This window comes from Kitasatospora purpeofusca, assembly GCF_034043715.1.
Lineage (GTDB): Bacteria > Actinomycetota > Actinomycetes > Streptomycetales > Streptomycetaceae > Kitasatospora > Kitasatospora purpeofusca_A.
In genome coordinates this window covers 126600-152528 of the sequence record NZ_JAXCLC010000007.1, presented here as the reverse complement: position 1 = coordinate 152528, position 25929 = coordinate 126600, and the positions used below count along the sequence as shown (strand labels likewise).

Below are 25929 nucleotides of genomic sequence, written 5' to 3'. Positions count from 1 at the left end.
GCAGTGGTCCTCTGCGACGCCTACGAGGTGAGCTGTCGGGTTCGGGCGCTGAGGTCTGCCCGGCCGTCCGGAGAGCGGCTTCACCCCTAGCCTCGACTCGCACGCGTCGAGCGCGCGGCCGGGCACTGACCTGGGTCCCCCGCTCCCGTCCGCTGTGGTGCTCGACTGCCGGCCGGCGGGTGGACGGGACTCGGCGTCCCGGCGGCGGGGCTCCGCTGCGGCGGAAGCCCTTGCAGGCTAGGCAGGCCGTCCGCGCACGGACAACCTTCCCGGGGCGGTTGTCGCGCAGCTCACACGGCTGCCCCGCCGCCCCGCCTTCCCCTGGCGACGGGTCCGGGTGGCCGTGGTGGCGGGTCCGGCGGGGAAAGTGCGCCACGGAGGCGGGGTGGTCGGATAGGTTGGAGATCCATCCGCGCCCGGACCCGTCCGGGCGGCGGGGAGCACCACGACAGCACGTCCAGAGACGAGGAGACCCGCCCCGCCATGACCGCGTCCCTGCCCGCCTTCGCCGGCCGTACCTTCCTGTTCCGGGTCGACAACGGCGCGGCCTTCCGCAACGCGTACTCGGCCGACGGCAAGCGGCTGCGCTGGGAGGGCCTCGGGGAATCGGCGGGCCAGTGGGAGGACGTCTCCCTGCACGTCGCCGAGGTCGGCCCGCAGCTCTACTTCGTCAGCTGGACCGAGGTGAGCGGCATCACCGTGAGCCACGTCATGGACCTGGCCCGGATGACGGTCCGCGCGTTCTGGACGTACGAGGGCGAGGGCGGCCGGGTCGGCGAGCTGCACACCGGCACCCTGGAGCAGGTGGCCTGAGCGTCCGCCCGCAGGGCCCGGGCTCGCGGGCCCGCGGGCCCGGCGCGGCCCGCCGACGGGGTGCCCGTGCGGCCAGGCCGGCGGGGCGTCCGTGCGGTCAGGCCGGCGGGGCGTCCGTGCGGTCAGGCCGACGGACCGGCGGCCGGGACCGTCAGGCGCTGGGAGATCCACTCCAGTGAGGACGGGAGCAGCTTGCTCCAGGTCTCGAAGTTGTGGCCGCCGGTCTCCAGCATGCTGTAGGAGACCTTCATCGGGCTGTGCGCGGCGGCCACGAACGCCTCGGTGTCGCGCCGGTAGTCGCCGTCGCCCTCCCGGGTGCCGGCCAGCAGCACGGAGATCGCGGGCTGCGGCAGGTTCTTGAGACGCCACATCAGGTCGGCCTCGTCGCGGCGCTGTCCGCTGCCGTTGTAGAGGTCGCCGGTGCTCGGGTCGTCGGCCGCCCGGTAGTAGCCGGAGAGCGAGACGGCGGTCGGGTAGACGTCGGGATGGCGCATCGCCAGCTTGAGCGCGCAGTAGCCGCCGGTGGAGTTGCCCATGAACGCCCAGGCCCGCGGGTCGGCCGAGACCCGGTAGGTGGCCTGGATCGCCGAGGGCACGTCCTTGGCGAAGTAGGCGTCGGTCTGCGGGCCGCCCGGGACGTCCTCGCACTCGGTGTCCTGCGGCAGGGCGGGCGAAGGGCGCACCAGCACCAGCACGGTCGGCTGCATCCGCCCCTCCTGAAGCAGTTTCAGCGCCGCGCCCGGGTAGTTGAGGCGGGTGACGAGGTTCTTGGCGATGCCCGGGAAGCCGGTGCTGACGACCAGTACGGGGAACTGCCTCTGCTCGTGCTCGGGCTGGAAGTACTGCGGCGGCAGGTAGACGTACCCCTCGGTGGAGAGGCGGGTGGTGGCGCCGTCGATGCGGACCTCGCGGATCTCGCCGGACTTCTCGCGATCGCGGCCGAGCGCACCGCCACCCTGCACCTCGGCGTGGCCGATGGTCTCGACGCGCAGCCGGCCGGAGGCGTCCACCTTGTTCTGGATGACCACCGGCCCGCTGTCCCCGGTGCCCAGCAGGTCGTCCCAGCTGCTGTAGAACGCGAAGTAGTTGTTGGCGACCAGGCCGAGTGCGGCGAGCACGGCCAGCTGGGTGGCGAGCAGGGCGCCGATCCGGCCGAGGACGGCCTTCCAGCTCCGCTTCGACAGTCTCGGCCACAGCCAGATCGTCCCGACCATCGCCGCGACGGCGATCAGAACGGTCAGTGCCAGCACCTTGTGGCTCGTCAGACCCATGTCGTGTTTGCTCCCACGCCTCGTACTCCCCCGCCCCCGGGGGAAGGACACCCGGGAGGGCCGCCCCGGTTCCCCCCTCCGCAGCGGGGCACCGTCGCCGAGGCGCGACCACCCAGCCTAGCCGCTCCGGAGCGCCCGCCGCCCCCGCCGACCAGCGGTGGCGCCATCGGCCCTGAGGAGGAGAAGCGGGCCGCCGGGGTGTGCTTCCGGTGCCTGCTGCCGGGGTGGCAGCGCGTTGCAGCGGGTTTTTGCGGTTGCGCGGGCTGCTGCGGCGGGCGGGTGACGGAGGCGGCGTCAGTTGACGCGGGTCCACAGGTCGAGGCCCGCGGTGAGTTCGCGCATGCAGCGGGTACCGAGTTCGCGCGGCGAACCGGGGCCGGTGGCCGGGGCGCCGGAGCGTGCCCACTGCTCCAGCGCGACCCGGATCGCGGCGGTCGCGGCGGCGGCGGCGAGCCGGATCTCCAGCAGGTCGGTGCCGGGCGGGCAGCGATCGGCGATCGCGGCCCGCAGCCGCTCCTCGGAGTCGGCGTGCACCCGCTGCCAGACCGTGGCCAGCCGCGGGTCGCGCAGCAGGTCGCGGGTCCAGCGCAGGGCTTCGACGGCGGGCGCGTCGGACGGGCTCAGGGACTCCGCCGCCGAACGCTCCAGCGCCTCGCGGACCGGCAGGTCGGAGGCGCTCTCCGTGAACAGCCGCACCCAGCGTTCGCCGCCGGCCGCCAGCAGCGGGGTGACGGCGTCCTCCTTCTCCGAGAAGTAGCGGTAGAAGGTGCGCAGCGAGATGCCCGAGGCGGTGGCGATCTCCTCGGCGGTGGTCGCCTCGGCCCCGTGGGCGGCGAACAGCTCGGCCGCGGCCTGGGCGATCTCCAGTCGGGTGCTCTCGCGACGGCGCTGGTTCAGGGTGGGACGTCCGGTCACGGGCCCAGCGTACGGGGACGAAGCGATCGGTGGCACCCCGCGCCCACTCGGCATGTCGAGACTTTTTGGCACGACGTGCCATTTAGGCGTACCGTGTCATCAAGGTCGAGAGACCACGAACGGAACGGAGAACCACCATGGCCATGGAGCGCTTCGACGGACGGAACGTCCTGATCACCGGCGGCGGCTCGGGCATCGGCCGGGCCACCGTGCACCGGATCCTCGCCGAGGGCGGCCGGGTCGTCGCCGTCGACGTCAACGAGGACGGCCTCAGGTCCACCCTGGACCGCGCCACCGCCGACGGCACCGCCGACCGCCTCACCACGACGGCGCTGGACGTGTCGGACGAGGCCGCCGTCCGGACCGTCGTGGCCGGGGCGGTGGCCGCGCTCGGCGGCCTGGACGTCCTGGTCAACGCGGCCGGCATCCTGCGCTCCGCCCACACCCACGAGACCGGCCTGGACTTCTGGAACAAGATCGTCGCGGTCAACCTGACCGGCACCTTCCTGATGACCCGGGAGGCGCTGCCCGCGCTGCTCGCCGGCGGCAGGGGCGTCGTGGTGAACTTCAGCTCCACCTCCGCCACCTTCGCCCACCCCTACATGGCCGCCTACGCCGCGACCAAGGGCGGCATCCAGTCGTTCACCCACGCGATCGCCGCCGAGTACGCCAAGCAGGGCCTGCGTGCGGTGTGCGTCGCGCCGGGCAGCATCGACAGCGGCATGACCAACAACCCGGGCCTGCCGGCGGACGCGGACCTCAGCCTCCTCGCCAAGCTCTCGCCCGCGCTCGGGCAGGGCTTCGCCGGGCCGGAGACCGTCGCCGGTGTGATCGCCATGCTGGCCTCGGACGACGGCGCCTTCGTCACCGGGACCGAGCTGCGGATCGACGGCGGCACCCATATGTGACGCCGTCGACGGCGGGGACCGGCCGGTGACGGGGGCCGGGCGACGGCGGGGGCCCATCGTCGGCGGGGCACCGTCGGCGGCGGGGCCGGGTCAGCCCCGCCAGTCCACCGCGAACGCCCGGGCCGGGTTGGCGGTCAGGATGCCGTGCGCGACGTCGGGGCCGAACGCCCGGGCCAGCCGGGGCGCGAGGGCGGTGAGAAGGTGCGCGGGCCCGGGGGCGGAACGGGCGGTACGGGTGGTGGTGTCGCCGCCGAGGAGCAGTCGGCCGCCGTACCCGGCCTCGACCAGGGCCGCCACCGTGTCGAAGAGGTGGTGGTCGGTTGCGTGGTTGGCCCGCGAGGGGCCGTCCAGGGCCACAAAGGCGCCGCGCGCGGCGAGTTCGCGGTGCAGTCGGAGGTCCGGGAACCGGTTGAGGTGCCCCAGGACCACCCGCTCGGGCGGGACGCCGTGCCGCTCGCAGAGCAGGTCGAGGACCTCGGGAGCGGCGGTGCCGAGTTCGTGGTGCACGGCGATCGGCGCTCCGGTGGCGTGGTGCGCCTCGGCCGCCGCGGCCATCACCCGGCGGGTGTGCGGGCCGAGGCCGTGGTAGTCGCCCGCCACCTTGATCAGTCCGGCGCGGACGCCCTCGGGAGCGCCCCGCAGCCCGGTGGTCAGCTCGGCGGTGAAGAAGCCGGCCAGGCCCTCGTACCGCCGGTCGAGTTCCGCCGGATCGTAGTGGACCGCCTGGTGGAGCCCGGTGGCCGCGACCAGGTGGACCCCGGTCGCACGGGAGAGCCCGGGCAGCGCGTCGGCCCGCCGCCCCATCCCGGCCGGCGTCCACTGGACGAACGCCCGGCCGCCGACGGCCGCGAAGCCCCGCAGCACCGCCTCCGCGGCGGCCGGATCGTCCAGTTCCTCCCCCGGCAGCCTGGGGCTCCGCAGGAAGAGGTGGTCGTGGGCGTCGCAGACGCCGAGCTCGGCCGGATCGAGGTCGCCGAGGACGGTGCGGATGGTGCGGACGGAGTGCTTGGGGTGGCTGGGGGTGTTCACGCCGCCGCTTCCCCGGCATCGGGCCCGTCCGGGGCGGCGGTGCCCTCCTCCTCGGCCTCGGTGAAGACGGCGGCGGCGACGCGCAGGCCCGCCAGTGCCTTGGGCACACCGACATAGGGCGCGAGGTGGACCAGTACCTCCGTGACCTCCGTCCTGGTCAGGCCGATCCGCAGGCTGTTGCGCACATGGTCGGCGAGCTGCGGCTCCACGCCGCCGAGAGCGGTGAGTGCCGCCAGGTTGGCCACCTGGCGGTCCCGCAGGGCGAGTCCGGGCCGCTGGTAGGTGCCGCCGAAGAGCGCGGTGACGATCCAGTCGGCGAAGCCCGGCGCGAGCTCGTCGAGCGGACCCAGCGTGCCGGACCGGGTCCGGTCGCCCGCCAGTTCGGCGAGCAGGGCGTGGCCGGCGGCCCGGTCGAACGGAGAGGGCACCAGGCCCGCGCCGAGGGGCCGGTCCGCTGGCGGAGTCGGGGTGGTGGTTGCCGGATTCACGGGGCGGGACGGTCCTTTCACCAGTGGCGGCCGACGGGCAGCCGGTCGAGTTCGGGGCTGGAGAGGTGGTGCACGCGGTACCGGGTGCCGGGCGCCTCGGCCGGGGCGTCGGCGCGCCAGAGGGCGATCCGCAGCAGTTCCCAGCGGGCCGGGTCGAGGGCGACGGCGGCGGTGTGCAGGTCGGGGTGGTCGGGCAGCTCGGCCAGGGCCCGTTCGACGGCCTCGGCCGGATCCGCGCCCTCCGGCAGCCGTTCCGTCAGCCGGGTGGCGGCGACCGGACCGGGCACGGCCGGACCGGCTTCGGCCGAACCGGCTGCGGCCGGACCGTCGGCCGGGCCCCGGCGGAGGCCCGCGCCGATCCAGTGCCGGACGGCGGGGCGGCCGAAGTCCGCGCAGAGGGTGCGAAATCCGGGCCCGAGGAGGAAGTCGTTCATGCCCTCGGGGGTGCGCCAGAGGTAGAACGGCGCGTACTGGTTGACCAGTGAACCGTCGCGGCCTCGTTCGCGCACCAGGTACGCCTTGAGGCCCAGCCCGGGCCAACTGTCCAGCAGCGAGCCCTTGGTGGCGATCCGCCGGTGGACGGTGCGCATGTCGTAGTCGGCGGGCAGGGTGATCTCGTACTGCATCGCGTGCACGGCGGACTCCGGGGGCGGTGGGAGATGTGCGGCCGCTCAGTCGCGGCGGTGGGCGGCGAACAGGGCGAGGGCGCCGCGGGCGGCCCGCTCGAACGGTTCGGCACTGTCGGCGGCGCGGGCCAGCACGTAGCCGCCCTGCACCACGGCGACCACGGCGGCGGCGAGGTCGGCGGGCTCGGCCCCGGGCCGCAGTTCGCCGTTCGCCTGCCCTTCGGCGATCACGGCGGCGAGCCGCCCGCGCAGCCAGTCGAAGGTCTCCTCGACGGGCGCGCGCAGCCGGGCGTCGGCCACCACGTCCGGGTCCTGGGCCATCCGGCCGATCCGGCATCCGCGCAGGGCGTCGCGCTCGCGCCCGAGGTAGGCGGCGACCCGCTCGTAGGCGGTCCCGGAACCGGCGAGGTCGGCCTCCGCGACGGCCCGCATCTGCTCGGCACTGCGGCGCAGGGCCGCGGCGGCGAGGTCGGGCTTGCCGTCGAAGTGGTGGTACATGCTGCCCTGGCCGACGCCGGCCCGCTGCTGGATGGCCTTGGGGCTGGTGCCGACGTAGCCGCGCTCCCAGAGGAGTTCCTGAGTGCTTTCGATGAGGCGGTCCTGGGTTGCCATGGCCCTCACCGTACCTACTGGTACAGCGTTCTGTACATACCAGTAGGTACAGACTCCCGAAACGTGCGCGCCGCTCGACCGCCCGTGAACCGTGGGCCGCCCCCCGGCGGTCCACGGCCCTGCGTGATCGTCGTCCCCAGGAAAGCCGCGCGGCACTCGCCCGCGGGCCGTGGCGCGCATCACCCCGCCGCCCGCCGTCGATTCACGGTGCGTCACCAGCGGCGGAACGGCGGCCCGTCGGGCCGATCACGGCCGCCGGGAGGGCAGTTCACGCCGGACCACCGGCGCGACCTCGCCCGCGAACAGCTCCAGCTGCTCGCGCTGGGCCCCCTCGGTGAGCAGGTCCACCCCGACGCCCACCACCTCGTTGCCGAAGGCCTCGTGATAGCGGTGGATCTTCTCGATCACCTGCTCCACACTGCCGACCAGCAGGGAGCCGCGCTCCACGGCGTCCTCCAGCGAGGTGAACGTCGAGCCGTTGCGCCGGCCCGCCGCCCACCTCGCCATCGACTCCCAGTACGGGCGGAAGCCGGCGAAGGCGTCCTGCGAACGCCGGGCGACGAACAGTCCGCTGAAACCTGTGCCGACCCGGGCGTCCTTCGGGTCGTGGCCGTAGTGCTCCCAGCGTTCGCGGTAGTGGTCCACCAGCGCCTTGTACTGCTCCATCGGGTGCGAGGAGTTGGCCGAGAACAGCGGATCGCCGTAACGGGCGGCCAGGTCGGTGGAGAGCGTGCTGGTCGCACTGCCGTGCCAGACCGGGATCGGCTCCTGAAGGGGCCGCGGCCAGGTGGTGACCGCGTGCAACGGCGGCCGGGTGCCGCCCTCCCAGGTCACCTTCTCCTCCCGCCAGAGCCGGCGCAGCAGGCCGTAGTTCTCGGCGAGCGCCTCCCACTGCCGCTCCTCCGGCAGGCCGAACTGCTCGAGGAGGCGCGGGTCGTTGCCCTTGCCGATGATCAACTCCAGTCGTCCGCCCGAGATCTGGTCGACGAGGGCGTACTCCTCCGCGGCCCGGACCGGATCCACGACGGACAGCACCGTCACGGTGGTGAACAGCCGGATCGCCGAGGTGCGGGCGGCGACGGCGCTCAGCAGCACGGCCGGAGCCGGGGACAGGAACGGCTCGCCGTGCCGCTCTCCCACCCCGTAGCCGTCGAAGCCGAGACGTTCGGCGGTGACGGCCTGATCGATGATGTCGTGCACCTTCTCGTGCGGAGTGCGCCGCACGCCCGTGACGGGATCGGGCACATTGGACGCGAGGGACGAGACGATGAACCGCACGGCGGTCTCCTTGGGGGCGCTCGGTGGGCGGACGGCCGGCGCGGCGGCCCGGCGGAGCGCCCCACGGTCGGCCGCTCACGCAGGGGCAGCACCGAAGGGTCGGATCGCGCGGGGCCGGTCGGGAGTTCAGGAACCGGCGTTCAGCACGCGGCGCTGCGGGGGCGACAACAGCGCAGGTCGACGGCACGGACGCACATCGCTCCGGCCCCCTCCGCTCGCACGCGCACGATCCACGATCTCCGGCGAGCATAGGCACCGGCCCGCACTCCGGGCAAGGGCCGCCCCCGGCGCTCCGTGTACGGCTCCCGACGACCACGGCACGCCCCTCGGCCTGCCGGCCCCGACCTGGCAGGATGTCCGCCATGACCTACCTCGCCGCGGACGACCGCTATGCCTCGATGACCTACCGCCGGGCCGGCCGCAGCGGCGTGCTGCTGCCGGCCGTCTCGCTCGGCCTGTGGCACAACTTCGGCGACAGCCAACCGCTGGACGTCCAGCGGGCGGTGCTGCGCCGGGCCTTCGACCGGGGCATCACCCACTTCGACCTGGCCAACAACTACGGTCCGCCGTACGGCAGTGCCGAGCGCAACTTCGGCCACCTGTACGCGCAGGACTTCCGCCCGTACCGGGACGAGCTGTTCATCGCCTCCAAGGCCGGCTACGACATGTGGCCCGGCCCGTACGGCGACGGCGGCAGCCGCAAGTACCTGCTGGCCAGCCTGGACCAGTCGCTGGGCCGGACGGGCCTCGACTACGTGGACGTGTTCTACTCGCACCGCTACGACGCGAACACCCCGCTCGAGGAGACCATGGGCGCGCTGGACTCCGCCGTCCGGTCCGGCAAGGCGCTGTACGCGGGCATCTCCAACTACCCGGCGGAGCAGCACCGGGAGGCCGTGGCGCTCCTGCGCGAGCTGGGCACGCCGGTGCTGATGAACCAGTGCTCCTACTCGATCCTCAACCGCTACGTCGAGGACGAGGGCGTACTGGACGCCGTCGCCGACACCCGCACCAGCCTGATCGCCTTCTCGCCGCTCGCCCAGGGCCTGCTGACGGACCGCTACCTCACCGGCCAGGTGCCGAGCGGGTCGCGGATGTCGGTGGGCAGGTTCCTCCGTGAGGAGGCGCTCACCGAGGCGAAGCTGGAGCAGCTGCGGGCGCTGAACAAGGTGGCCGAGCGGCGCGGGCAGACCCTGGCGCAGCTGGCGCTGAGCTGGGTCCTGCGGGACGAGCGGGTGGTGTCGGTGATCATCGGGGCCAGCAGCGTCCGGCAGCTGGACCAGAACCTCGACGCGCTGGCGGGCGGTCCGCTGACGGACGAGGAACTCGCGGAGATCGACACGCTCAGCCGCTGAGGCGCCGCGGTGCCCCGCCGGTCGATGCGTGACCGTCGGGGCACCGCGCTCGTTGGACCGCGCGTACGGGACCGTCCGTACGCGTCCTTCGAGCTCTCGGGAGCCAGTCGTGCGGATGTACCTCCTCCGGACCGTCGCCCGCTTCGCCCGGCAGCTGGCGCTGACCTCGCCGCTGCCGTTCCCCGTCCTTCCGGGTGCCCTACCGGCGTTGGACGCCCAGCGCCGGTAGCACCGTCTCGGCGACCCGGTGGGCCTCCTCCAGCAGCGGATTGCCGGAGAGGATGAAGGTGTCCACCCCGAGCGACTCGAACTCCTGGAGCCGCTCGACCACCTGGGCCGTCGATCCGACCACGGCGGTGCCGGGGCCGGGGCGGAACAGGCTCATTCCGGGCCACAGGTTGGGATGGACCTCCAGCTCCCGGGCCCGCGCCGGCACCTTGCCGCCGTGCTGCCGGAACTGGCGCTGCCAGCCGATGCCGTCCTCGCCGTGCACCCCGCCCAGCCGGCGGGCGTAGGTGGCCTCGCTGGTCACGTCGAGCAGCCGGTCGGCGGCGGCCCAGGCCGCGTCCTCGGTGTCGCGGACGATCAGGTGCAGCCGCAGGCCGATCCGCAGGGTGCGTCCGTGCGCGGCGGCGCGCTCCCGGACCAGGTCGAGCTTCTCCTTGAGCTGCTGCGGCGGTTCGCCCCAGGTGAGGTAGACGTCCACGTGCTCGGCGGCCATCTCGATCCCGGCCGCCGAACTGCCGCCGAACCACAGCGGGATGCCGCCCGGCTGGACCGGGGTGAGTTCGGCCAGGCTCGCCCCGGCGTTCCGGAGATCGTAGAACTCGCCCTTGTGGTCGAAGACTTCTCCGGCGGTGAGCCGCTTGACGATCGACCAGTACTCGGCGCTGAGGCGGTAGCGGTCGTCGTGCTCGACGTGCAGGCCGTACTCGCGCAGCTGCTCGGTGGAGCCGTTGACGACGTTGAAGCGCAGCCGGCCGCCGTGCAGGTGGTCGAAGCTGAGCGCCATCTTGGCCAGCAGGGTGGGTGAGATCAGCCCCGGGTGGACGGCGAGGAGCGGCTTGAACGCCGGGGTGGTGGCGGCGGCGAGTGCGTTGCCGAGGTCCCACACGTCGTGCAGGTCGGTCGCCAGCAGCGCGCCGGTGTAGCCCAACCGCTCCACGCTGCCCGCGAGTTGCTGGAGGTAGCGGAGGTCGACCGGGCGACGTCCGGACGGCTCCCAGGGGTAGTGGCCCTCGCGCGGGATGATGTACCAGAGGAATTCGGAGGCCATCGGTCAGACCGCCCGGGTGCCGGCGGTGGCAGCAGCAGCGGCGGTCGCGGCCGCCGCTACGGGGGCCTCCAGCGCGGGCAGATGGGCGTCGGCGACGGCCACCCTGCGGTCGACGAAGCCGACCCGGTGGAAGATGTCGGCCGCCTCCTGCTGCTCGGCGACGAAGCCTGCGGTCGCCGGCTCCAGCCGCCACGGCAGGCCGGCCAGGGCGGTCCGCCAGTCCTCGGCGCTGCCGCCGAGGTCCGCCGCCGCGATCGCCGCCGCCTCCGGCAGGTGGGCGGCCACCCATTCGTCTGCCCGCCGCAGCGCGGTGACGATCGCCGCGACCGCCTCGGGCCGGTCGACGGCGAAGCCGCGCCGGGTGAAGAACACCGAGCGGTCGGTGATGACGTCGCCGGTGCGGACCAGCTCGCGGAACCCGCCGTCGCGCCGGGCGGCCGCCAGCTCGGCGCCCTGGGCGATCCAGCCGGCGATCGCGCCCTCGCGCAGCCGCCGCGCCTGGTCCTGTCCCGCCGCCGGGCGGACGGCCGTGACATCGGTCGCGTAGGAGAGGCCCTCCGCGTGCAGGGCCTTGGCGAGCAGGTGGGTCTGCCAGGAGCCGATGGCCAGGACGACGGTGCCGCCCTTCAGGTCCGCGACCGACTTCACCGGCCCCTCGGCGCTCACCAGCAGCGCGCCGTGGTCCGGCCGGGGCGCCGAAACCGCCGCGTAGACCAGGTCGTGGCCGGCGGCCTGGGCGGTCACCGGCGGGGTGGAGCCGGTGCCGCCGAAGTCGATCACGCCCTCCGCCAGCAGCTCGCCGGTGTGCGTCCCGTCGGTGTAGTGGTGGAACTCCCCGGTCTCCCCGAGCGGCGCCAACTCCTCGTTCAGGTAGTCGAGTCGGGAGAGGTAGTAGAGGGACGGATTGCTGGCGTGGACGCCGAGGGTGATGGCCATGGGATCAACTCCTGTGGTGCGGGCGGGGCGAGGGGCGGTTCTGGCAAGGGGTCAGGGCGAGCGGGCCCGGTGGTGTCAGTGGACGCCGAGGTCGGCGAGCAGCCGGCGGCGCAGGTCGGCGAAGGCGGGGTCGGCCGGGTCCCGCGGGCGGGTGACGGCCACGCGTTGGTCGCGGACCAGCTTGCCGTCCCGGAGCACGGCGACCCGGTCGGCGAGCCGCACCGCCTCGTCCACGTCATGGGTGACCAGCAGCACGGCCGGCCGGTGACGGCGGACCAGATCGCCCACGAGGTCCTGCATGCGGAGCCGGGTGAGCGCGTCCAGGGCGGCGAACGGTTCGTCCAGCAGCAGCAGTTGGGGTGCCCGGACCAGGGCCCGGGCGAGTGCGGCCCGCTGCGCCTCGCCGCCGGAGAGGGTGACCGGCCAGGCGTCCGCGTGCCGGTCGAGGCCGACCTCGGCCAGCGCCCTCAGCCCGGTCTCCCGGGTGGCGGCACCGCGCGGCAGGCCGACGGTGACATTGGCGAGCACCCGCTTGGAAGGGACCAGTCGCGGCTCCTGGAAGACCACCGTCCGCACCGGCGGGACGAGGACCGTTCCGCCGTCGGCCCGGTCCAGCTCGCCGAGGATGCGCAGCAGGGTGGTCTTGCCGGTGCCGCTGGCGCCGAGCAGCGCGACGAACTCGCCGCGGGCGATGGAGAGGTCGACTCCGTCGAGGACGGCCCGGGTGCCGAACACCCGGCGCAGGCCGCGCAGATGGACGGCCGGTTCGACCGACGCGGAGCCGGGGGCCGGGGCGGCGACGGCGGGGGTGGCGGCGACAGGGGTGGTGGTGGCGGGAGTGGTGGTCATCGGGTGCCTCCCTGGGCGGCCCCGCGCCAGGGCATCAGGACCCGCTCCAGCAGGCGGACGATGCCGTCGGCGGTGAGTCCCAGGACCCCGTAGATCAGGATGCAGACGGCGAGGATGTCGGTGCGGGAGTAGTTCTGCGCCTGGGCCATCAAGTAGCCGATGCCTTCGGTGGAGTTGATCTCCTCGGCGGCGATCAGGGCGATCACGCTGAGCGTCATGGAGAGCCGCAGGCCGGAGAGGAGGGCGGGCAGCGCGCCCGGCAGGACGACGGTGCGTACGATCGCCCAGCGCCCGAGGCCGAAGCTGCGCATGGCCTCGATCAGCTTGGGGTCGGTGTTGCGGACCCCGCCCGAGGTCGACACGTACATGGGGAAGCTGGTGGCGACGCCGATCAGCGCGATCTTGGCGGTCTCGGTGATGCCGAACCAGACCATGAACAGCGGGACCAGCGCGAGGAAGGGGACGGTGCGCAGGACCTGGACCGCGGAGTCGAGGAGTTCCTCGCCGAGGCGGAAGAAGCCGGTCACGACGCCGAGCACCAGACCGACGCCGGCGCCGATCAGCAGGCCGAGACCGGCGCGGGTGAGCGAGACGCCGAGGGCGTCGGCGAGTTGGCCGTTGCCCCACAGCTCGCCGACGGCCTCGGCGACCTGGGCGGGCGAGGCGAGCACGTCCTGGGTGAGCGCCCCGGTGGCGGAGGCGAGGGCCCAGCCGCCGAGGAGGGCCAGCGGGCCGAGGGCCCGCAGGGTCAGCGCGAGGGCGCGGGGGCGGGAGGCCCGGCGGCGGGTGCGCGGTTCGACCAGTCCGGCGGCACGGGCGGCGGCGGCCTCCGGATCGGTGGCCCGGTCGTCCGACGGGCGGGTGGCGGTGGTCACTTGGCGCCACCGCCGAACGCCCCGAGGTCGATCAGATAGGGCTTGACGTCGACCGGCTGCTTGGTGACCTTCTGCTCCGCGAAGAACGCGGCGACAGTGCCGAACCGGGCGATGTCGGCCTCGCCGATGGCGTCGGCGGCGGCGCCCTGGCGGGTCACCTCGACGGCGACGTCCTTCTCGGCGGCGGTGACGGCGGTCGGCCCGGAGTCGGTGAAGACGTTGAGGTACGCGGCCGGGTCGGCCTTCTCCTTGAGACCGTTCTCGCGCAGATAGGCGTAGAAGGTCTTCACCACCTCGGGGTGCTTGTCGGCGAAGCCGTTGCGGACGGCCCAGACGGCGTAGTTGTCGGAGCCGACCTCCTTGCCGTTGACCAGGAAGTGCGCGCCCGAGTTGGCGATCGACGGGGTGGAGAAGGTGTTCCAGGTGGCCCAGGCGTCCACCTGCCCGGAGTTGAAGACGCCCGCCGTCTGGTCGGCGCGCAGGTAGACCCGCTCGACCTTGTCCGCCGGGATGCCGTTCTTCTCCAGCGCCTTGAGCAGCAGGTACTCGCTGGTGCCGCCCTGGCTCACGGCGACCTTGTGGCCGACGAGGTCCTGCACGCTCTTGATCGGCGAGCCGTTCTTCACCAGGATGCCCTCGCCGACGCCGTCGGGGGCGGTTTGGGCGAACAGCTTGAAGCCTGGCTTCTGGGCGAGCGCCGCGACGGCGGAGGTGATCGAGCCCTGGGCGACGTCGAGTTGGTCGGCCGAGAGGGCCTGGGCGGCGGGGGCGAACGGGCCGGCGCTGCCGGTCCAGGCGATTCTGGCGTGGACGGCTGCGAGGGCGCGGTCGAGCGAGCCGTCCTTCTTCCCCAGGGCGAGGAAGCCGTTGTTCCCGGGGTCGGGCAGCCGGAGCACCACCTCGGCCTGGTCGGCCTTGCCCCCGCCGGCGGCGGACGCTCCCCCGTCGGCGGAGGAGCCGCAGGCGGCCAGGAGGGTGGTGGCCAGCAGGGCGGTGGCGGCGAGGACGGGGCGGGACGGATTCACGGGGTCGGCTCCTGAGGTCGGGGGGGGGCGCGTGTGGCGGGCGGAGGCGGTGCGGGGGCGGTGGCGGGCGGCGGGCTGGGCGGAGGAGGGACCGACGGCCTTCGGGAAGTGTCGGCCGCTACCGGTCAGTCACCGTGCCTCCGCCCGTCGGCGCGGCGGGCGGCGAGCAGGGCGCGGGCGGCCCGGAGCGGCTCCGGGTCGGCCCAGGCCCGGACGTCGACCGGACCGGCCAGGAACCCCTGCCGCGCGAGGAACCGCTCCTGCTGCTCCAGCAGGGCGAGGCGGTCCTCGGAGAGATCGAGGTGCAGCGTGCGGTGACCGCCGGCCGCGTACGCCCCGGCGACGCCCTCCTCCCCCGCTCCGGTCTCGGCGCCCAGGATCCGGGCGACCTCCGCCGGCTGCCCGGCGGCCCAGTCGGCGGCCTCCAGCAGCACGGCGAGGAACCGGGCCACCAGGTCCGGGTGCGCGTCGAGCAGTTCCTGACGCACGGTGACCGGCCGGGGCGTGCCGTTGTTGACCCGCGCCCGACGGTCCGGGACGGCGTCCAGGTCGACGGCGACCTCCGCCCCGATCCGTCGGGCCGCCTCCACGGCGAGCGCGCCCTTCACGTAGACCGCGTCCACGACGCCGTCCCGCAGCGCCGTCAGCTCCGCCTCCCACTGCCCTTCGCCCGGCGCGGCCGGTACGTCCACCAGCTCGACGTCCGCCGGCGTGAGACCCGCGAGCGAGAGTGCTCCGTGCAGGCCGGCCAGCGCCATCGCGCGCCAGAAGTCGATGGCGATCCCATGTCGTGGGACGGCGAGCCGCAGCCCGCGCAGTTGCCCGGGCTCGGCGACCCCGCTCCCGGACCGGACCAGGACGACCTGGCGCTCCTCGATCCAGGTGAGCCCGACCAGCCTGGTCCGCTCGCCGCGCGAACGGGCCCAGAGCGCCGGCACATTGCCGCCCTCGCGGAACAACCCGGTCAGGGCGTGGGTGTAGTGGTGGTCGGCGGCGACCTCCGGAGCCGCGTCCTGGAGCGAGCGGACGGCGATGCCGTCGGGGGCGAACTCCCGGCCCAGCCAGCCCCGGTCGGCCGCGATGCCGGTCGCGGTGGGCACCGGGCAGCGGGTGAACCAGAGGGTGTCGGGCGCTCCCGGGGCGACGGCGGTGGCCGGGGAACCGGCGGTCGGGGAACCGGCGGTCGGCGAGGGCTCTCGGGTGGAACTGCGGGCGGAACTGCGGGCGGAACTGGGCACGGTGGCTGGTCCTCCAAGGCGGGGCGGGGTGCGTGCGCGCCCCCGACGGCGGGGCGGCGGGCGCGGTACGGGTCACCAGGCGTGGTGGAGCGGAAGGGGCGGCGGGGCGGAGTCGTGCGGGGGCCGGCGCGGGCCGGGGCGTGTCAGCGACAACACGCGCAGGAGGAGGGGCACCGGTGGGTCGTCACGGCACTGCTCCTTCCCGCGGTCCGGGCGCCGCCGGACGGGGCCGTCCGGTGCGCTGCGCCGAGCGTTCCACGGCGAGCGAGCCAGGAGCAAGGGTTTGCCACATCATGGGATTTCTTGTTCATGAACGGCATCCTTTTGCAACGCCGTTGACACATTCCCGCAGCACGCGCTGCCCTAGTCTGGGAGCGACTCCGGTGAACGGCCGGAGCCACGGACAGAACGAGAGATCCCATGGCCGAGGCCGTCACCGCCACCCAGAGCCCGCCGGCCGGCGCCCAGGCCGTTCAGCGGGCCCTCGGGCTGCTGCACTGCTTCCACGACAACGGCCCCGATCTGAGCGCCTCGGACCTGGCCCGCCGGATGAGCCTGTCCGTGTCCACGGCGCACCGGCTGGCCCGCACCCTGGTCAGCGCCGCCTTCCTGGAGCAGGACGAGCACACGGCCCGCTACCGGCTCGGCCCGGCGGTCGCCGAACTCGGCCAACTCAGCTTCCACCAGCGCGGACTGCACCTGGCCGCACCCGAGCTCGATCTGCTGTCCCGCCGCACCGGCGCCGCCGCCGATCTCGCGATCCGCAGCGGTCCGCACGCGGTGATCCTGGTCGGCGCCTCCGTCCGGCCGGACACCGGACTGGGACTGCGCCGACCGCTCCACTCCACCGCACTCGGCAAGGTCCTGCTGGCCTGGCCCCGCCCCGGCGACGCGGGCGTGGCGACGCTCGGCCCGCTGGCGCCGTTCACCGACCGGACCATCACCGCGCCGGAGCGCCTGGCGGCGGAGCTGGCGAAGGTCCGGACGGCCGGTCACGCGCTCAACGACGGCGAGTCGGAGACCGGGGTGCGCACGGTGGCCGTACCGGTGCTGGACGGCGCCGGTCAGGCCCGGTTCGCCCTGGCCGTCCGCTCCACGCCCGCGCACCTCACCGACGAGCGGCTGGAGTGGTTCCTCGACCACGCGCGGGCCTGCGCCGGCGCACTCGCGGTCCTGCTGCTGCCGCCCGATCAGCGAAGCTGATGCGGCGTCAGGAACGGCAAGGGGGCCGAGCGTTCGGCGAGAACGCCCGGCCCCGGCCGATCGGTGACGCGAAGTGCGGTGCAGGCCGGTCGAACGACGGAGCGGCGAGGAACGCGGTGCGTACTCAGGCCACCGGCGTGTACTTGTAGCCGACCCGACGCACCGTCACGATGCTGTCCCGGTAAGCCGCTCCGAGCTTGCGGCGCAGCCTGGCCACGTGCACGTCCACCGTGCGGCCGTCACCGACATGGCCGTAGCCCCAGACGGCGGCGACCAGGTGGTCACGGGTGTGCACCCGCTGCGGGTGCTCGGTCAGGTGGGCGAGCAGCTCGAACTCCAGGTAGGTCAGGTCGAGCAACTGGCCGTCCACATAGGCGTTGCGGCGCTCGGTGTCGACCGTGATCCCCCGGCCGACGGGCCGCGCCGGACGCACGCCGGATCCGACTCCAGCGGCCCCGACTCCAGCGGCCCCGACTCCGGCGACACCGGCGACACCGAGGCCGCCGACGCCCGGCGCACCGAGGACCGACGCTCCGACGGCGGCGGCCGGACCGGCCTGCGGAGCCGGGATCGAGGCGGTCGGGAAGCCCTGCTGTCCGGCGCCCGGCGCGGCGGCGACGCCGCCCTCGGCCGGGACCAGCACCAGGTAGCCGACCATCGGCTGTCCCGCCGAGGCGCCGAACTGCGCCCCGTACTGGGCCAGCAGGGCCTGCGGCAGCGAACCCTGGGGCAGCGCCGCGACCACCGCCGCGCCCGCCGGCAGCGCCGCGAGCAGCGCCTGCGGCGGGAGCGCCGGAACGAGCTGCGGCGCGGTCGGCGGCACCGGGCCGGCCGGCGCGACGGACGGGATCGCCGCGTCGGCGGCCCGGGCCGACCCCGACGGGGCGAAGCCGGACGCGCCGAAGCCGGGCTGTCCGAACCCGGCCTGGGCGGGGCCCTGCGGCGCGGAGCCCGGCTGGCCGGCGGCGGCCGGACGCTGCGGCGCGGGGCCCCCGTGCCGGCGTTCGACGGGGGACGGGACGGAGCGGACCGCGCGCAGGTGCGGGGTCGCGGAGGGGAGGGGAAGAGTGGCCGTGGAGGTGGAGGACATGGTGTCGCTCATTTCGCGCGTGACGGACGGGTGGAGTCGTCTGCGCGTCTACCGGGCGTGCTGCCGTGGACCGACCCGAGGTCAGCGGAGGGAGTGCCGGGACGCGCTGGGCGAGCCCGGACACGTCTGGTCGAACAGATGTGGCTGGCGGGAAGGCCAGAACGGTTCGAGGAGGTTCACTGGTGCTCTCCGCAAAGCGGGCAGGGCCGACGACGGTCCACCGGGCTGCTGTCCGGTGCTGCCGGGTCGACGATGCGATGGACCGTCAGCGTACGCCGGGCCCGTCCGAGGATTCCGGAAGGGGCGCACCGGCCGGGAGGTCTCCCGGGCGGCGAACGGCGGTGACGGTGAGGTGACTGGCGACGGGTGGCCCGGTCAGCGACAACAGGCGCTGCAGATCAGCGCGTGGTCGATGTACCGCCGGACGGTCAGCGCCGGGGTGACCGGCATGGCGAGATCGGCTTGGGCGGACCCGGCCGCGGCACGTCGCTGCTCGACGTTCATGGTTCGGTCCTCCCCCCTCGGTCTGCCAGTACTCCCCGTACCGCGCTGCGGCGCCCTTTCCGGACACATACCGGTGCGCGGCACCTTCGAGGCATCCCGGCAGCGGGCCGGGCGGCCTTCGACACCAGAGCCTTCCACGCCGGGCCGGTCAAGGCAACCTGCTCGGCCAGGATCGTCCGGCATGTGAACACCCTGATGAGACGCCAGCTGTCGGGGCGGTCACGGGAGGGCGGTCAGGGGAGGAGCGGTCTCGGAAGGGCGGTCACGGAAGCGGCGGGCCGCCGGGCCGGGCGGGCCCTCAGGCCCCGGCACCCGTCGCGGTGCCCGTCCCCCGGCGCGCCGCCACGTGCTCGACCAGGGCCACCAGCAGTTCCTTGCCGTCCTCGCGGCGGCGGGCGTCGCACAGCACCACCGGGATGTCCGGGTCCAGGTCGAGCGCGTCCCTGACCTCCTCGGGAGAGAACAGCTCACTGCCCTCGAAGCAGTTCACGGCCACCAGGAACGGGATGCGCCGCTGCTCGAAGAAGTCCACCGAGGGGAAGCAGTCCGCCAGCCGCCGCGTGTCGGCCAGCACCACCGCTCCGAGCGCGCCCCGGGCCAGCTCGTCCCAGACGAACCAGAACCGGTCCTGGCCCGGCGTGCCGAACAGGTAGAGCGCGAGCCCGGGCCGCAGGTCGATCCGGCCGAAGTCCATCGCCACCGTGGTGGTGCGCTTGGCCTCGACGCCCGCGGTGTCGTCGACCGGGCGGCCCAGTTCGCTGAGCTCCTCCTCCGTGCGCAGCGGCCGGATCTCACTGACCGATCCGACCAGGGTGGTCTTGCCCGCGCCGAAGCCGCCGGCGACCAGGATCTTCACCGCGACCGCCGGACCGCCCCGCCAGCGCGGGTCGTTGGCCCGCTCGGCGCTCCCGTCGTGCGCGGGGCCCGGGGCGGTGGCGGCGGGGGCGGGGAGGTCAGAGCGCACGGAGTCCATTGATCACGTCTCGCAGCAGGCGCTCGTCGGGCAGCTCGGCGAGCGGAACGGGTCGGGTGACGCTGATCAGCTCGGCGTCGTGGAGATCGCCGAGCAGGACGCGTACGACGCTGACCGGCAGGTCGGTGTAGGAGCCGAGCTCGGCCACCGAGATCGGCTCCCGGCGGCACCAGGCCAGGATGGTCTGGTGCTCGGGGTCCAGCACATGGGCGGGGACGGCCGCGGCGACCGGCGCCGGGTCCTTGGCGACGATCAGCGAGATCAGGTCGAACAGGCCGTCCTCGACCGGCCTGGCCCGGCCCCGGGTCATCGAGAAGAGGCGCACCACCGGGCCGGCCTCGTCGTCGAACCAGCGGTCGTCGACCGGGGTCCGCGGCCGGAACAGGTCGAGTCCGGACTCGTCCACGTCCCGGCCGTCCGGACTCCGGTCGGCGGCTTCCTCGCCGGTCGCTCCGGCCGCTCCGGTCGTTTCCGCGCCGGCCTGCCCCGGGTCGGCCGGTTCCCGGTCGGCCGGCTCCGGGTTGACCTGCTCCGGGTCGGGCGGCACCGCCCTCGGCTCCTCGTCCGCCATCGGACCGCTCATCTCCCGGGCGGGGCCACGTCGGCGCGCGGCTCGGCGGCCAGGTGCTCGCCGACCCGCTTGACCAGCAGGGCCATCTCGTAGGCGATCTGGCCGATGTCGGCCTCGGCCTCGCTCAGCACCGCCAGGCAGCTGCCGTCACCGGCCGCGGTGATGAACAGGAAGGCCTCGTCCAGCTCGACCATGGTCTGGCGCACGCCGCCGACCTTGAAGTGCCCGCCGGCGCCCTTCGCCAGACTGTGGAAGCCGGCCGCGACGGCGGCCAGGTGCTCGGCGTCCTCCCGGGCGAGGTCGCGGGAGGCGCCGGTGGCCAGGCCGTCGCCGGACAGGATCACCGCGTGGCGCAGGGCGGCCACTCTGCCCACCAGGTCGTCCAGGAGCCAGTTGAGGTCTCCGGACGGCTGCGTCGAAGTGGTCATGAATCAGTTCCTTCTGCTGGTGCGGGTCGTGCGGATGGTGCGGGCCGGGCCGGTCCTACCGGTCGGACGTGCGGTGCGGGTCGCGCGGATCGTGCAGCTCGCGCGGATGGTGCGGTGCCTTCGGGCGGCCCGTCGGACAACGGACCGGCGGGTGCGTCCGGTTCCGCCCCCAGGCGCGGGGACCGGACGAGCCTGGTCGGCGGCGGCACCGGCGCCCGTCGGGCCAGTGGCGCCGGTTCACCCCCGGAGGGGCCGGGCAACGCCGCCTGGACGGGTGCCGGGGCGAGCGCGCGGCGCACCGCCGGCGTCGGGAAGGACGTCGGGGGCGAGGTCGGGGACGAGGTCGGGGACGACGCCGGTGTCGGATCCGGGGTGGGCGTCGGCGAGGCCGTCGGCCGGGCGGCGGGAGCGCCCCGGCCTCGGGTGAAGCCGCGCTGGAACGAGGCGAAGGTGGCCCGCGCCTCCTCGGGCGAGCGCTCGCGCACCGGTTCGCCCGCGCTTCCCGGGGCACCGGAGCCGCCCGGGCCGTCGGCCCGTCCGGCGGCGGCCTCCGCCGCGCGCTCGCGCAACTGCGGGGCGAGGCTCGCCTGCCGCACCCGTCGCGGCAGCCCGCCCGGCGTAGCCGGAGTGGCGGTCCGCGGCGGCAGGGCGTCGGCGGTACCGGCGCCGGCCGCCACGGGCGCCGCCGCGACGGACCGGTCCGCGACCACGGCCTCGGCCGCGTCGGCGGGCCCGGACTGGACCTCGGCCGGGTTCGGCCCGAGGGAGTCGACGCCGTCCGCCGCGCCCGCCGGGTCGCCCGCGCGCCGGTGGCGGCCGGTACCGGGCCCGGTCGCGTCGGCGGCGGTCGCCGCGACCAGCACGGGCCCGCCGCCGCGCGAGCGGCGCGGCAGACCGCCGGGGGTGCGGGCCGGTTCGGGCGCCGAGGGGCGCGGCCCCCCGGCGATCCGGTGCCGGCCGCCCGCCGCGTCCACGCCTCGCGCGTCGTGGAAGTCGTGGAAGTCGTGGAAGTCGTCGGAGCCGAGGGAGTCGGGGGAGCCGAGGGAGCCGAGGGAGTCGTCCTCGACCAGGGCGGGCACCGCGACCAGGTCGCGCTGTCCGCGCCTCCCCGCCACTGCCCGCCGACCGCCGACCGGACCGGGAGCGGTGCCCGGGCCAGGGGCGGCGCCCGCCCCGGACCCCGGCCCCGGATTCGAGGCCGCGGGCGGCTCCGGCAACCCGTCCGGCGCCTCCGCCAGCAGCTCTCGCGGAATCAGCACCACCGCCGTCGTCCCCCCGTACGGGGAGGGGCGCAGGTTCACCCGGATACCGTGCCGGCGAGCCAGCCGGCTGACCACGAACAGGCCCAGCCGGTCGGTGTCGGCGAGGTCGAACTCCTGCTCCACCGCGAGGCGTTCGTTGATCCCGGCGAGCGCCTGCTCGCTCAGTCCGAGCCCCCGGTCGTCGATCTCCAGCGCGAAGCCGTGCGCCACCACCTCGCCCTGCACGGTGACCTGGGTGCTGGGCGGGGAGAAAACCGCCGCGTTCTCGACCAGTTCGGCGATCAGGTGGGTGACATCCGCGACCGAGCTGCCGAGCAGGCCGGTGCCGGGGAACGGCCGGACGATCACCCGGGCGTAGTCCTCGACCTCGCCGACCGCCGCGCGGACCACGTCCACCATCCGCACCGGCTTGCGCCAGGCCCGGCCGGGCGAGCCGCCGGCCAGGATGATCAGGCCCTCCGCGTGCCGGCGCATACGAGTGGTGAGGTGGTCGACCTTGAAGAGGTCCTCCAGCTCCGCCGGGTCCTCGACGCGCCGTTCCATGGTGTCGAGCAGGGTCAGCTGGCGGTGCAGCAGGACCTGGCTGCGGCGGGCCAGGTTGACGAAGACGGCCGAGATGCCGCGCCGCAGTTCGGCCTGCTCGACGGCGGCCTCGACGGCGGCCCGCCGCACGGCGTTGATCGCGCGGCCGACCTGGCCGATCTCGGCCTGGCCGAACTCCAGCTCGGGGGCCTCGGTGGCGACGTCCACCGACTCGCCCTTGCGCAGGCGCAGCATGACCGAGGGCAGCCGGGTGCCGGCCAGTTCGTTGGCGGCGTTGCGCAGTCCGATCAGCTCGCGGACCAGGCCCCGGCCGATCCGGAAGGATATGAGGACCGAGAGCACCACCGCGACCAGGCCGATCAGACCGGCGATGCCGCCGCGCCAGAGCAGTCCGACCGCATAGGAGTGGTCGCGGTCGTCGATGGTGCCGCTCAGCCGGGCGTTGATCGCAGCGAGGTCGCCGAGGGCCCGGTCGGCGGTCTCCCGCCAGGCGTCGCCGTTGATCGCCTGCACCACCCGCTCGGGTCCGCCGGCGCCGACGAAGTCCGCCTCGGCGCGGGCGAGCGCGGCCCAGGCCTCGCCGCCGCGAAGGGCGATGTAGTCGGCCTGGTCGGCGGGGTCCAGCTCGGCGATGTAGACGGTGAACAGCGCCTGCTGGTTGTGCAGGGCGTCGAGCGCGACCTGGTACTGCTCGGGGGTCGGCCGGCCGGTCCCGCTGCGCAGCCCCTCCATCGCCGCGTCCTCCTGGGCGAGGTACTCCCGGGCGCGCATCAGCTCGATCAGGATCGTGCCCTGCCTCGGGAGTTGGCCGCTCTGGCGGGCGACGAACGCGGACCGGAAGCCGAAGGTGGGCTTGATCAGGTCGGTGTACTGGCCGAGGGCGAACTCCCAGTTCAGCGCGGCGCGGCCGATCTGGGCGCGCAGCGGGCTGAGCTGGTCGGCGGCGGCGAGGATCTGCAGGTAGCGGCCGCGCTGGGCCTCGTCGAGCCGGCTGCCCTCGGTGTCCTTCTTCTGCTGCAGTACCGCGAGGTCGTGGTCGGTGGCGGCGCGGGCCTGTTCGAACGCGTCGCGGGCGGCGCGGGAGGCCGGGTCGGCGAGCCTGCGGACGGCGGCCCGGCGCTCGTTCTGGAGGTCGTGCGCGTACAGGTCGACCGGGGTCCCGAACTCCTTGTAGGTCGCGCTGACGTCGAGCCGGCTCCAGACGTCGCCGGTGGTGGCGAGCGTCGCGTACGCCCAGAGGGCGGTGAGGGCGACGATGGGCACCAGGAGCAGCGCGATGATCTTCGCGCGGATCGAGCTGCTGCGCAGACGCATGGAGTCCTCGGTCGGGAAGTGCCAGGCGCGGACGGGGGTGTGGGGAGTACGGGGAGGCGTGCGGGGGCGGGGCGGCCTGGGAACGGAAGCGTGGGGGCGGGCGACGCGGAGGCGGCTCGGCCCGGAGGCGGGTCGGCACCGGCGGTTTGACACGGACGAGTTGATGCGGACAGGGTTGGTACGGACCAAGTGCCGGCCAGGGGCGGCGCCAGGCCGCGGCCGAGTACCCCGGCCGCAGGTCTGCGAGACTCTACTACGGCCTGACCACTCGTTCGAGGGTCGAACCCGCCCTCTCCTCGCGCCGGACCGGATCGTGTCCGGATCGCCGTCGCGATCACCGCTCCCGCACAGTCGTACGACGCTCTCGACGGCTCCGCGACACTTTCCGCACACCCCGGTGCCGATCTCGTCGCGTCACCGTCACAACCCTGGGCAGTCGGCGAGGGATCCGATAGTTTCGCTGCACCTGCAGGACTGATCGGGGGGATCGTGCGCGAGTTCACCACCCCCGCCCCGGCCGGACCGCCGGCCGCGGGAGGGTTGGCCGACTCGCTCTACGACACCGCGGAGCGCTCCCCCGCCCTGGTGCAGCTGACCCGCCGCACCGACCGCTCCCGGCGCGCCGACCGCTCCCGGCCCGCCGACGGCTTCCGGCCCGCCGCAGCCGAGGACGCGTGGCAGGACATCACCGCCGCCGACTTCCGCGACCAGGTGCTCGCCCTCGCCAAGGGCCTGCTCACCCGGGGCGTGCGCTACGGCGACCGGGTCGCCCTGATGTCCCGCACCCGCTACGAGTGGACCCTGTTCGACTACGCGCTGTGGTCGATCGGCGCCATCTCCGTCCCCGTCTACCCCACGGCCGCGCCCGAGCAGGTCCGCTGGATCCTCGCCGAGACCCAGGCGGTGGCCTGCCTGGTCGAGGACGAGGACCACGCGATGACCGTCGGCGCGGTCTGCGACGCGTTACCCGACCTGACCGGCATCTGGCAGCTGGACCGGGACTGCGTCGAGGCGATCACCGAGGACGGACGCGGGGTGCCCGACTCCCTGGTCCACCGGCAGCGGCTCGGCGTCACCACCGACACCGTCGCGACCGTCGTCTACACCTCCGGCACCACCGGGCGCCCCAAGGGCTGCCTGATCACCCACGGCGCGCTGGCCGCCGCGGCCGACGCGCTGCTCGACGGCTGGGGCGAGGCACTCCGTGACACCGGCGGGCACCCGCCGTGCACCGTCCTCTTCCTGCCGCTGGCGCACGTCTACGGGCGGATGGTGCAGATCGCCTCGATCCGCGGCGGCTTCCGGATCGGCCATGTCGCCGAGGTGTCCACGGACGCGCTGCTGCCCGCCCTCGCCGCCCTCCGCCCGACCTTCCTGCTCGTCGTCCCCTACGTCCTGGACAAGGTGTTCCAGCAGACCCGGCGCACCGCCGAGGAGGCCGGCCGCGGTGAACTCCTCGAACAGGCGCGGCAGGTGGCCGTCGACTGGGCGGCCGCCCGGGAACAGCGCACCTTCGGACACGGCCCCGGCCCCGGCCCCGCGCTGCGGCTGCGCCACCTGGCCTACGAACGCACGGTCTACCAGCGGCTGCGCACCGTGTTCGGCGGCCGGGTGCGGGCGTTGATGTGCGGCGGCTCGACCCTCGACCGCGAGCTGGGACTCTTCTTCGCCGGGATCGGCTTCCAACTGTTCGAGGGCTACGGGCTCACCGAGACCTCGGCCGCGGTCACCGGCAACCCGCCCGGGCGGTCGAAGATCGGCTCGGTCGGACGGCCGGTGCCCGGCGCGACGGTGGCGATCGCCGACGACGGCGAGGTGTGGGTCCGCGGTCCCGGCGTCTTCGGCGGCTACCTCAACCATCCGCGCTGCACCGCCGAATCGCTCTTCGAGGGCTGGCTCGGCACCGGCGACCTCGGCAGCCTGGACGAGGACGGCTACCTGACCATCACCGGCCGCAAGAAGGACGTCATCGTCACCAGCAGCGGCAAGAACCTCGCACCCGCCGCCCTGGAGGTCCGGGTGGAGTCCCACCCGCTGGTCTCGCAGTGCCTGGTGGTGGGCGACGACCGGCCGTACGTGGCCGCGCTGATCACCCTCGATCCGGCGGCGCTGGCGCACTGGCTGAAGCGGCGCGGGCGCGGGCAGTCGGATCCGTGGACCGTACTCGCCGACGAGGATCTGCACGCCGAGGTCCAGCGGGCGGTGGCGGCGGCCAACACCGCCGTGTCGCGGGCCGAGTCGATCCGCGCCTTCCGGCTGCTGCCCAGGGAGTTCGGGGTGGAGCAGGGGCTCATGACGCCCTCGCTGAAGCTACGGCGGGCGGCGATCGTCGAGCACTACGCGGCGGACATCGAGGAGCTGTACGCCCCCTGACGTCTCGTCCTGTCCCGTTTTACGCAGGTGATTTGGGAGTCCGTCGGGTACGGCCGGTCCCTTGACGATCGCTGTGGTCCAGTCCATTGTTTTGCTCCGGTCCGAGTGCGGCACGCCGAAGCTCCCGCCCCCTCCGGGAGCACCCCCACATCCCGTTGTCCGCGCGTCCGCCCC

At 74.4% G+C, this 25929-nt stretch carries 24 protein-coding genes and 1 riboswitch; of the genes, 5 read left to right on the top strand and 19 right to left on the bottom strand.

The genetic code is table 11. The features are described from left to right. Positions 1 to 2: 2 nt before the first annotated feature. Positions 3 to 170, bottom strand: a riboswitch (cyclic di-AMP (ydaO/yuaA leader). A gap of 313 nt (positions 171 to 483) precedes the next feature. Continuing rightward, positions 484 to 813: a MoaF-related domain-containing protein gene (locus tag SM793_RS06045; RefSeq protein WP_320436960.1), complete on the top strand. Its 330-nt coding sequence runs from the start codon at positions 484 to 486 to the stop codon at positions 811 to 813. A gap of 122 nt (positions 814 to 935) precedes the next feature. Here SM793_RS06045 and SM793_RS06040 read toward each other — a convergent pair whose 3' ends face one another. Continuing rightward, on the bottom strand, positions 936 to 2084 hold the full coding sequence (locus SM793_RS06040; protein ID WP_320436959.1) for an alpha/beta hydrolase: 1149 nt from the start codon (positions 2082 to 2084) through the stop codon (positions 936 to 938). Between the two features lie 294 nt (positions 2085 to 2378). Continuing rightward, positions 2379 to 2999, bottom strand: a complete 621-nt coding sequence (locus SM793_RS06035) for a TetR/AcrR family transcriptional regulator (RefSeq protein WP_320436958.1) — start codon at positions 2997 to 2999, stop codon at positions 2379 to 2381. A 143-nt stretch (positions 3000 to 3142) separates the two neighbouring features. Between SM793_RS06035 and SM793_RS06030 the strand changes: the two genes are divergently transcribed. Further along, positions 3143 to 3907, top strand: a complete 765-nt coding sequence (locus SM793_RS06030) for an SDR family NAD(P)-dependent oxidoreductase (RefSeq protein ID WP_320436986.1) — start codon at positions 3143 to 3145, stop codon at positions 3905 to 3907. Between the two features lie 90 nt (positions 3908 to 3997). Here the strand turns inward: SM793_RS06030 and SM793_RS06025 are convergent, their stop codons facing one another. From SM793_RS06025 to SM793_RS06005, 5 genes are all read right to left on the bottom strand, one after another. Next, positions 3998 to 4936 carry a phosphotriesterase gene (locus tag SM793_RS06025; protein WP_320436957.1) on the bottom strand — a complete coding sequence of 313 codons (939 nt, stop codon included), beginning with the start codon at positions 4934 to 4936 and terminating at the stop codon, positions 3998 to 4000. Beyond that, positions 4933 to 5424 carry a carboxymuconolactone decarboxylase family protein gene (locus SM793_RS06020; RefSeq protein WP_320436956.1) on the bottom strand — a complete coding sequence of 164 codons (492 nt, stop codon included), beginning with the start codon at positions 5422 to 5424 and terminating at the stop codon, positions 4933 to 4935. Before SM793_RS06020 ends, SM793_RS06025 begins: the two co-directional genes overlap by 4 nt. Before the next feature lie 17 nt (positions 5425 to 5441). Further along, positions 5442 to 6059: a DUF4865 family protein gene (locus SM793_RS06015; RefSeq protein ID WP_320436955.1), complete on the bottom strand. Its 618-nt coding sequence runs from the start codon at positions 6057 to 6059 to the stop codon at positions 5442 to 5444. Between the two features lie 36 nt (positions 6060 to 6095). Beyond that, a complete protein-coding gene (locus SM793_RS06010) occupies positions 6096 to 6662 on the bottom strand; it encodes a helix-turn-helix domain-containing protein (RefSeq protein ID WP_320436954.1) in 567 nt (188 codons plus the stop codon). Positions 6663 to 6908: 246 nt separating this feature from the next. Then, entirely contained in the window at positions 6909 to 7940 is a 1032-nt protein-coding gene (locus tag SM793_RS06005; protein ID WP_320436953.1) for an LLM class flavin-dependent oxidoreductase, read from the bottom strand. A gap of 362 nt (positions 7941 to 8302) precedes the next feature. Between SM793_RS06005 and mgrA the strand changes: the two genes are divergently transcribed. Further along, positions 8303 to 9295, top strand: coding sequence for an L-glyceraldehyde 3-phosphate reductase (gene mgrA / locus SM793_RS06000; protein WP_320436952.1), 993 nt, complete (start codon positions 8303 to 8305; stop codon positions 9293 to 9295). A 199-nt stretch (positions 9296 to 9494) separates the two neighbouring features. Here the strand turns inward: mgrA and SM793_RS05995 are convergent, their stop codons facing one another. The 6 genes from SM793_RS05995 to SM793_RS05970 form a co-directional block, all read right to left on the bottom strand. Next, positions 9495 to 10571, bottom strand: coding sequence for an LLM class flavin-dependent oxidoreductase (locus SM793_RS05995; RefSeq protein WP_320436951.1), 1077 nt, complete (start codon positions 10569 to 10571; stop codon positions 9495 to 9497). A gap of 3 nt (positions 10572 to 10574) precedes the next feature. Then, positions 10575 to 11507: an ABC transporter substrate-binding protein gene (locus tag SM793_RS05990; protein WP_320436950.1), complete on the bottom strand. Its 933-nt coding sequence runs from the start codon at positions 11505 to 11507 to the stop codon at positions 10575 to 10577. 75 nt (positions 11508 to 11582) lie between these two features. Further along, the gene (locus SM793_RS05985) at positions 11583 to 12356 is read right to left on the bottom strand and encodes an ABC transporter ATP-binding protein (RefSeq protein WP_320436949.1); all 774 of its coding nucleotides are present in this window, start codon (positions 12354 to 12356) and stop codon (positions 11583 to 11585) included. Beyond that, the gene (locus SM793_RS05980; RefSeq protein WP_320436985.1) at positions 12353 to 13159 is read right to left on the bottom strand and encodes an ABC transporter permease; all 807 of its coding nucleotides are present in this window, start codon (positions 13157 to 13159) and stop codon (positions 12353 to 12355) included. The genes SM793_RS05985 and SM793_RS05980 overlap by 4 nt, the downstream gene beginning before the upstream one ends. Before the next feature lie 68 nt (positions 13160 to 13227). Further along, on the bottom strand, positions 13228 to 14256 hold the full coding sequence (locus tag SM793_RS05975; RefSeq protein WP_320436948.1) for an NrtA/SsuA/CpmA family ABC transporter substrate-binding protein: 1029 nt from the start codon (positions 14254 to 14256) through the stop codon (positions 13228 to 13230). Between the two features lie 125 nt (positions 14257 to 14381). Further along, on the bottom strand, positions 14382 to 15356 hold the full coding sequence (locus tag SM793_RS05970; protein ID WP_320436984.1) for an ABC transporter substrate-binding protein: 975 nt from the start codon (positions 15354 to 15356) through the stop codon (positions 14382 to 14384). 558 nt (positions 15357 to 15914) lie between these two features. On the opposite strand from SM793_RS05970, the gene SM793_RS05965 reads away from it, so the two are divergent. Then, a complete protein-coding gene (locus tag SM793_RS05965) occupies positions 15915 to 16697 on the top strand; it encodes an IclR family transcriptional regulator (protein WP_320436947.1) in 783 nt (260 codons plus the stop codon). A 124-nt stretch (positions 16698 to 16821) separates the two neighbouring features. Here SM793_RS05965 and SM793_RS05960 read toward each other — a convergent pair whose 3' ends face one another. From SM793_RS05960 to SM793_RS05935, 6 genes are all read right to left on the bottom strand, one after another. Beyond that, a complete protein-coding gene (locus SM793_RS05960) occupies positions 16822 to 17547 on the bottom strand; it encodes a winged helix-turn-helix domain-containing protein (protein WP_413815883.1) in 726 nt (241 codons plus the stop codon). A 615-nt stretch (positions 17548 to 18162) separates the two neighbouring features. Then, positions 18163 to 18291, bottom strand: a complete 129-nt coding sequence (locus tag SM793_RS05955; protein WP_320436946.1) for a hypothetical protein — start codon at positions 18289 to 18291, stop codon at positions 18163 to 18165. Positions 18292 to 18589: 298 nt separating this feature from the next. Then, entirely contained in the window at positions 18590 to 19147 is a 558-nt protein-coding gene (locus SM793_RS05950; RefSeq protein ID WP_320436982.1) for a GTP-binding protein, read from the bottom strand. 97 nt (positions 19148 to 19244) lie between these two features. Continuing rightward, complete coding sequence (locus SM793_RS05945) at positions 19245 to 19835, bottom strand: DUF742 domain-containing protein (RefSeq protein WP_320436945.1); 591 nt, start codon at positions 19833 to 19835, stop codon at positions 19245 to 19247. 8 nt (positions 19836 to 19843) lie between these two features. Continuing rightward, on the bottom strand, positions 19844 to 20263 hold the full coding sequence (locus tag SM793_RS05940; protein WP_320436944.1) for a roadblock/LC7 domain-containing protein: 420 nt from the start codon (positions 20261 to 20263) through the stop codon (positions 19844 to 19846). Continuing rightward, a complete protein-coding gene (locus SM793_RS05935) occupies positions 20260 to 23382 on the bottom strand; it encodes a nitrate- and nitrite sensing domain-containing protein (RefSeq protein WP_320436943.1) in 3123 nt (1040 codons plus the stop codon). Before SM793_RS05935 ends, SM793_RS05940 begins: the two co-directional genes overlap by 4 nt. 489 nt (positions 23383 to 23871) lie before the next feature. Between SM793_RS05935 and SM793_RS05930 the strand changes: the two genes are divergently transcribed. Beyond that, positions 23872 to 25755 carry an AMP-dependent synthetase/ligase gene (locus SM793_RS05930; RefSeq protein ID WP_320436942.1) on the top strand — a complete coding sequence of 628 codons (1884 nt, stop codon included), beginning with the start codon at positions 23872 to 23874 and terminating at the stop codon, positions 25753 to 25755. Positions 25756 to 25929 lie beyond the last annotated feature (174 nt).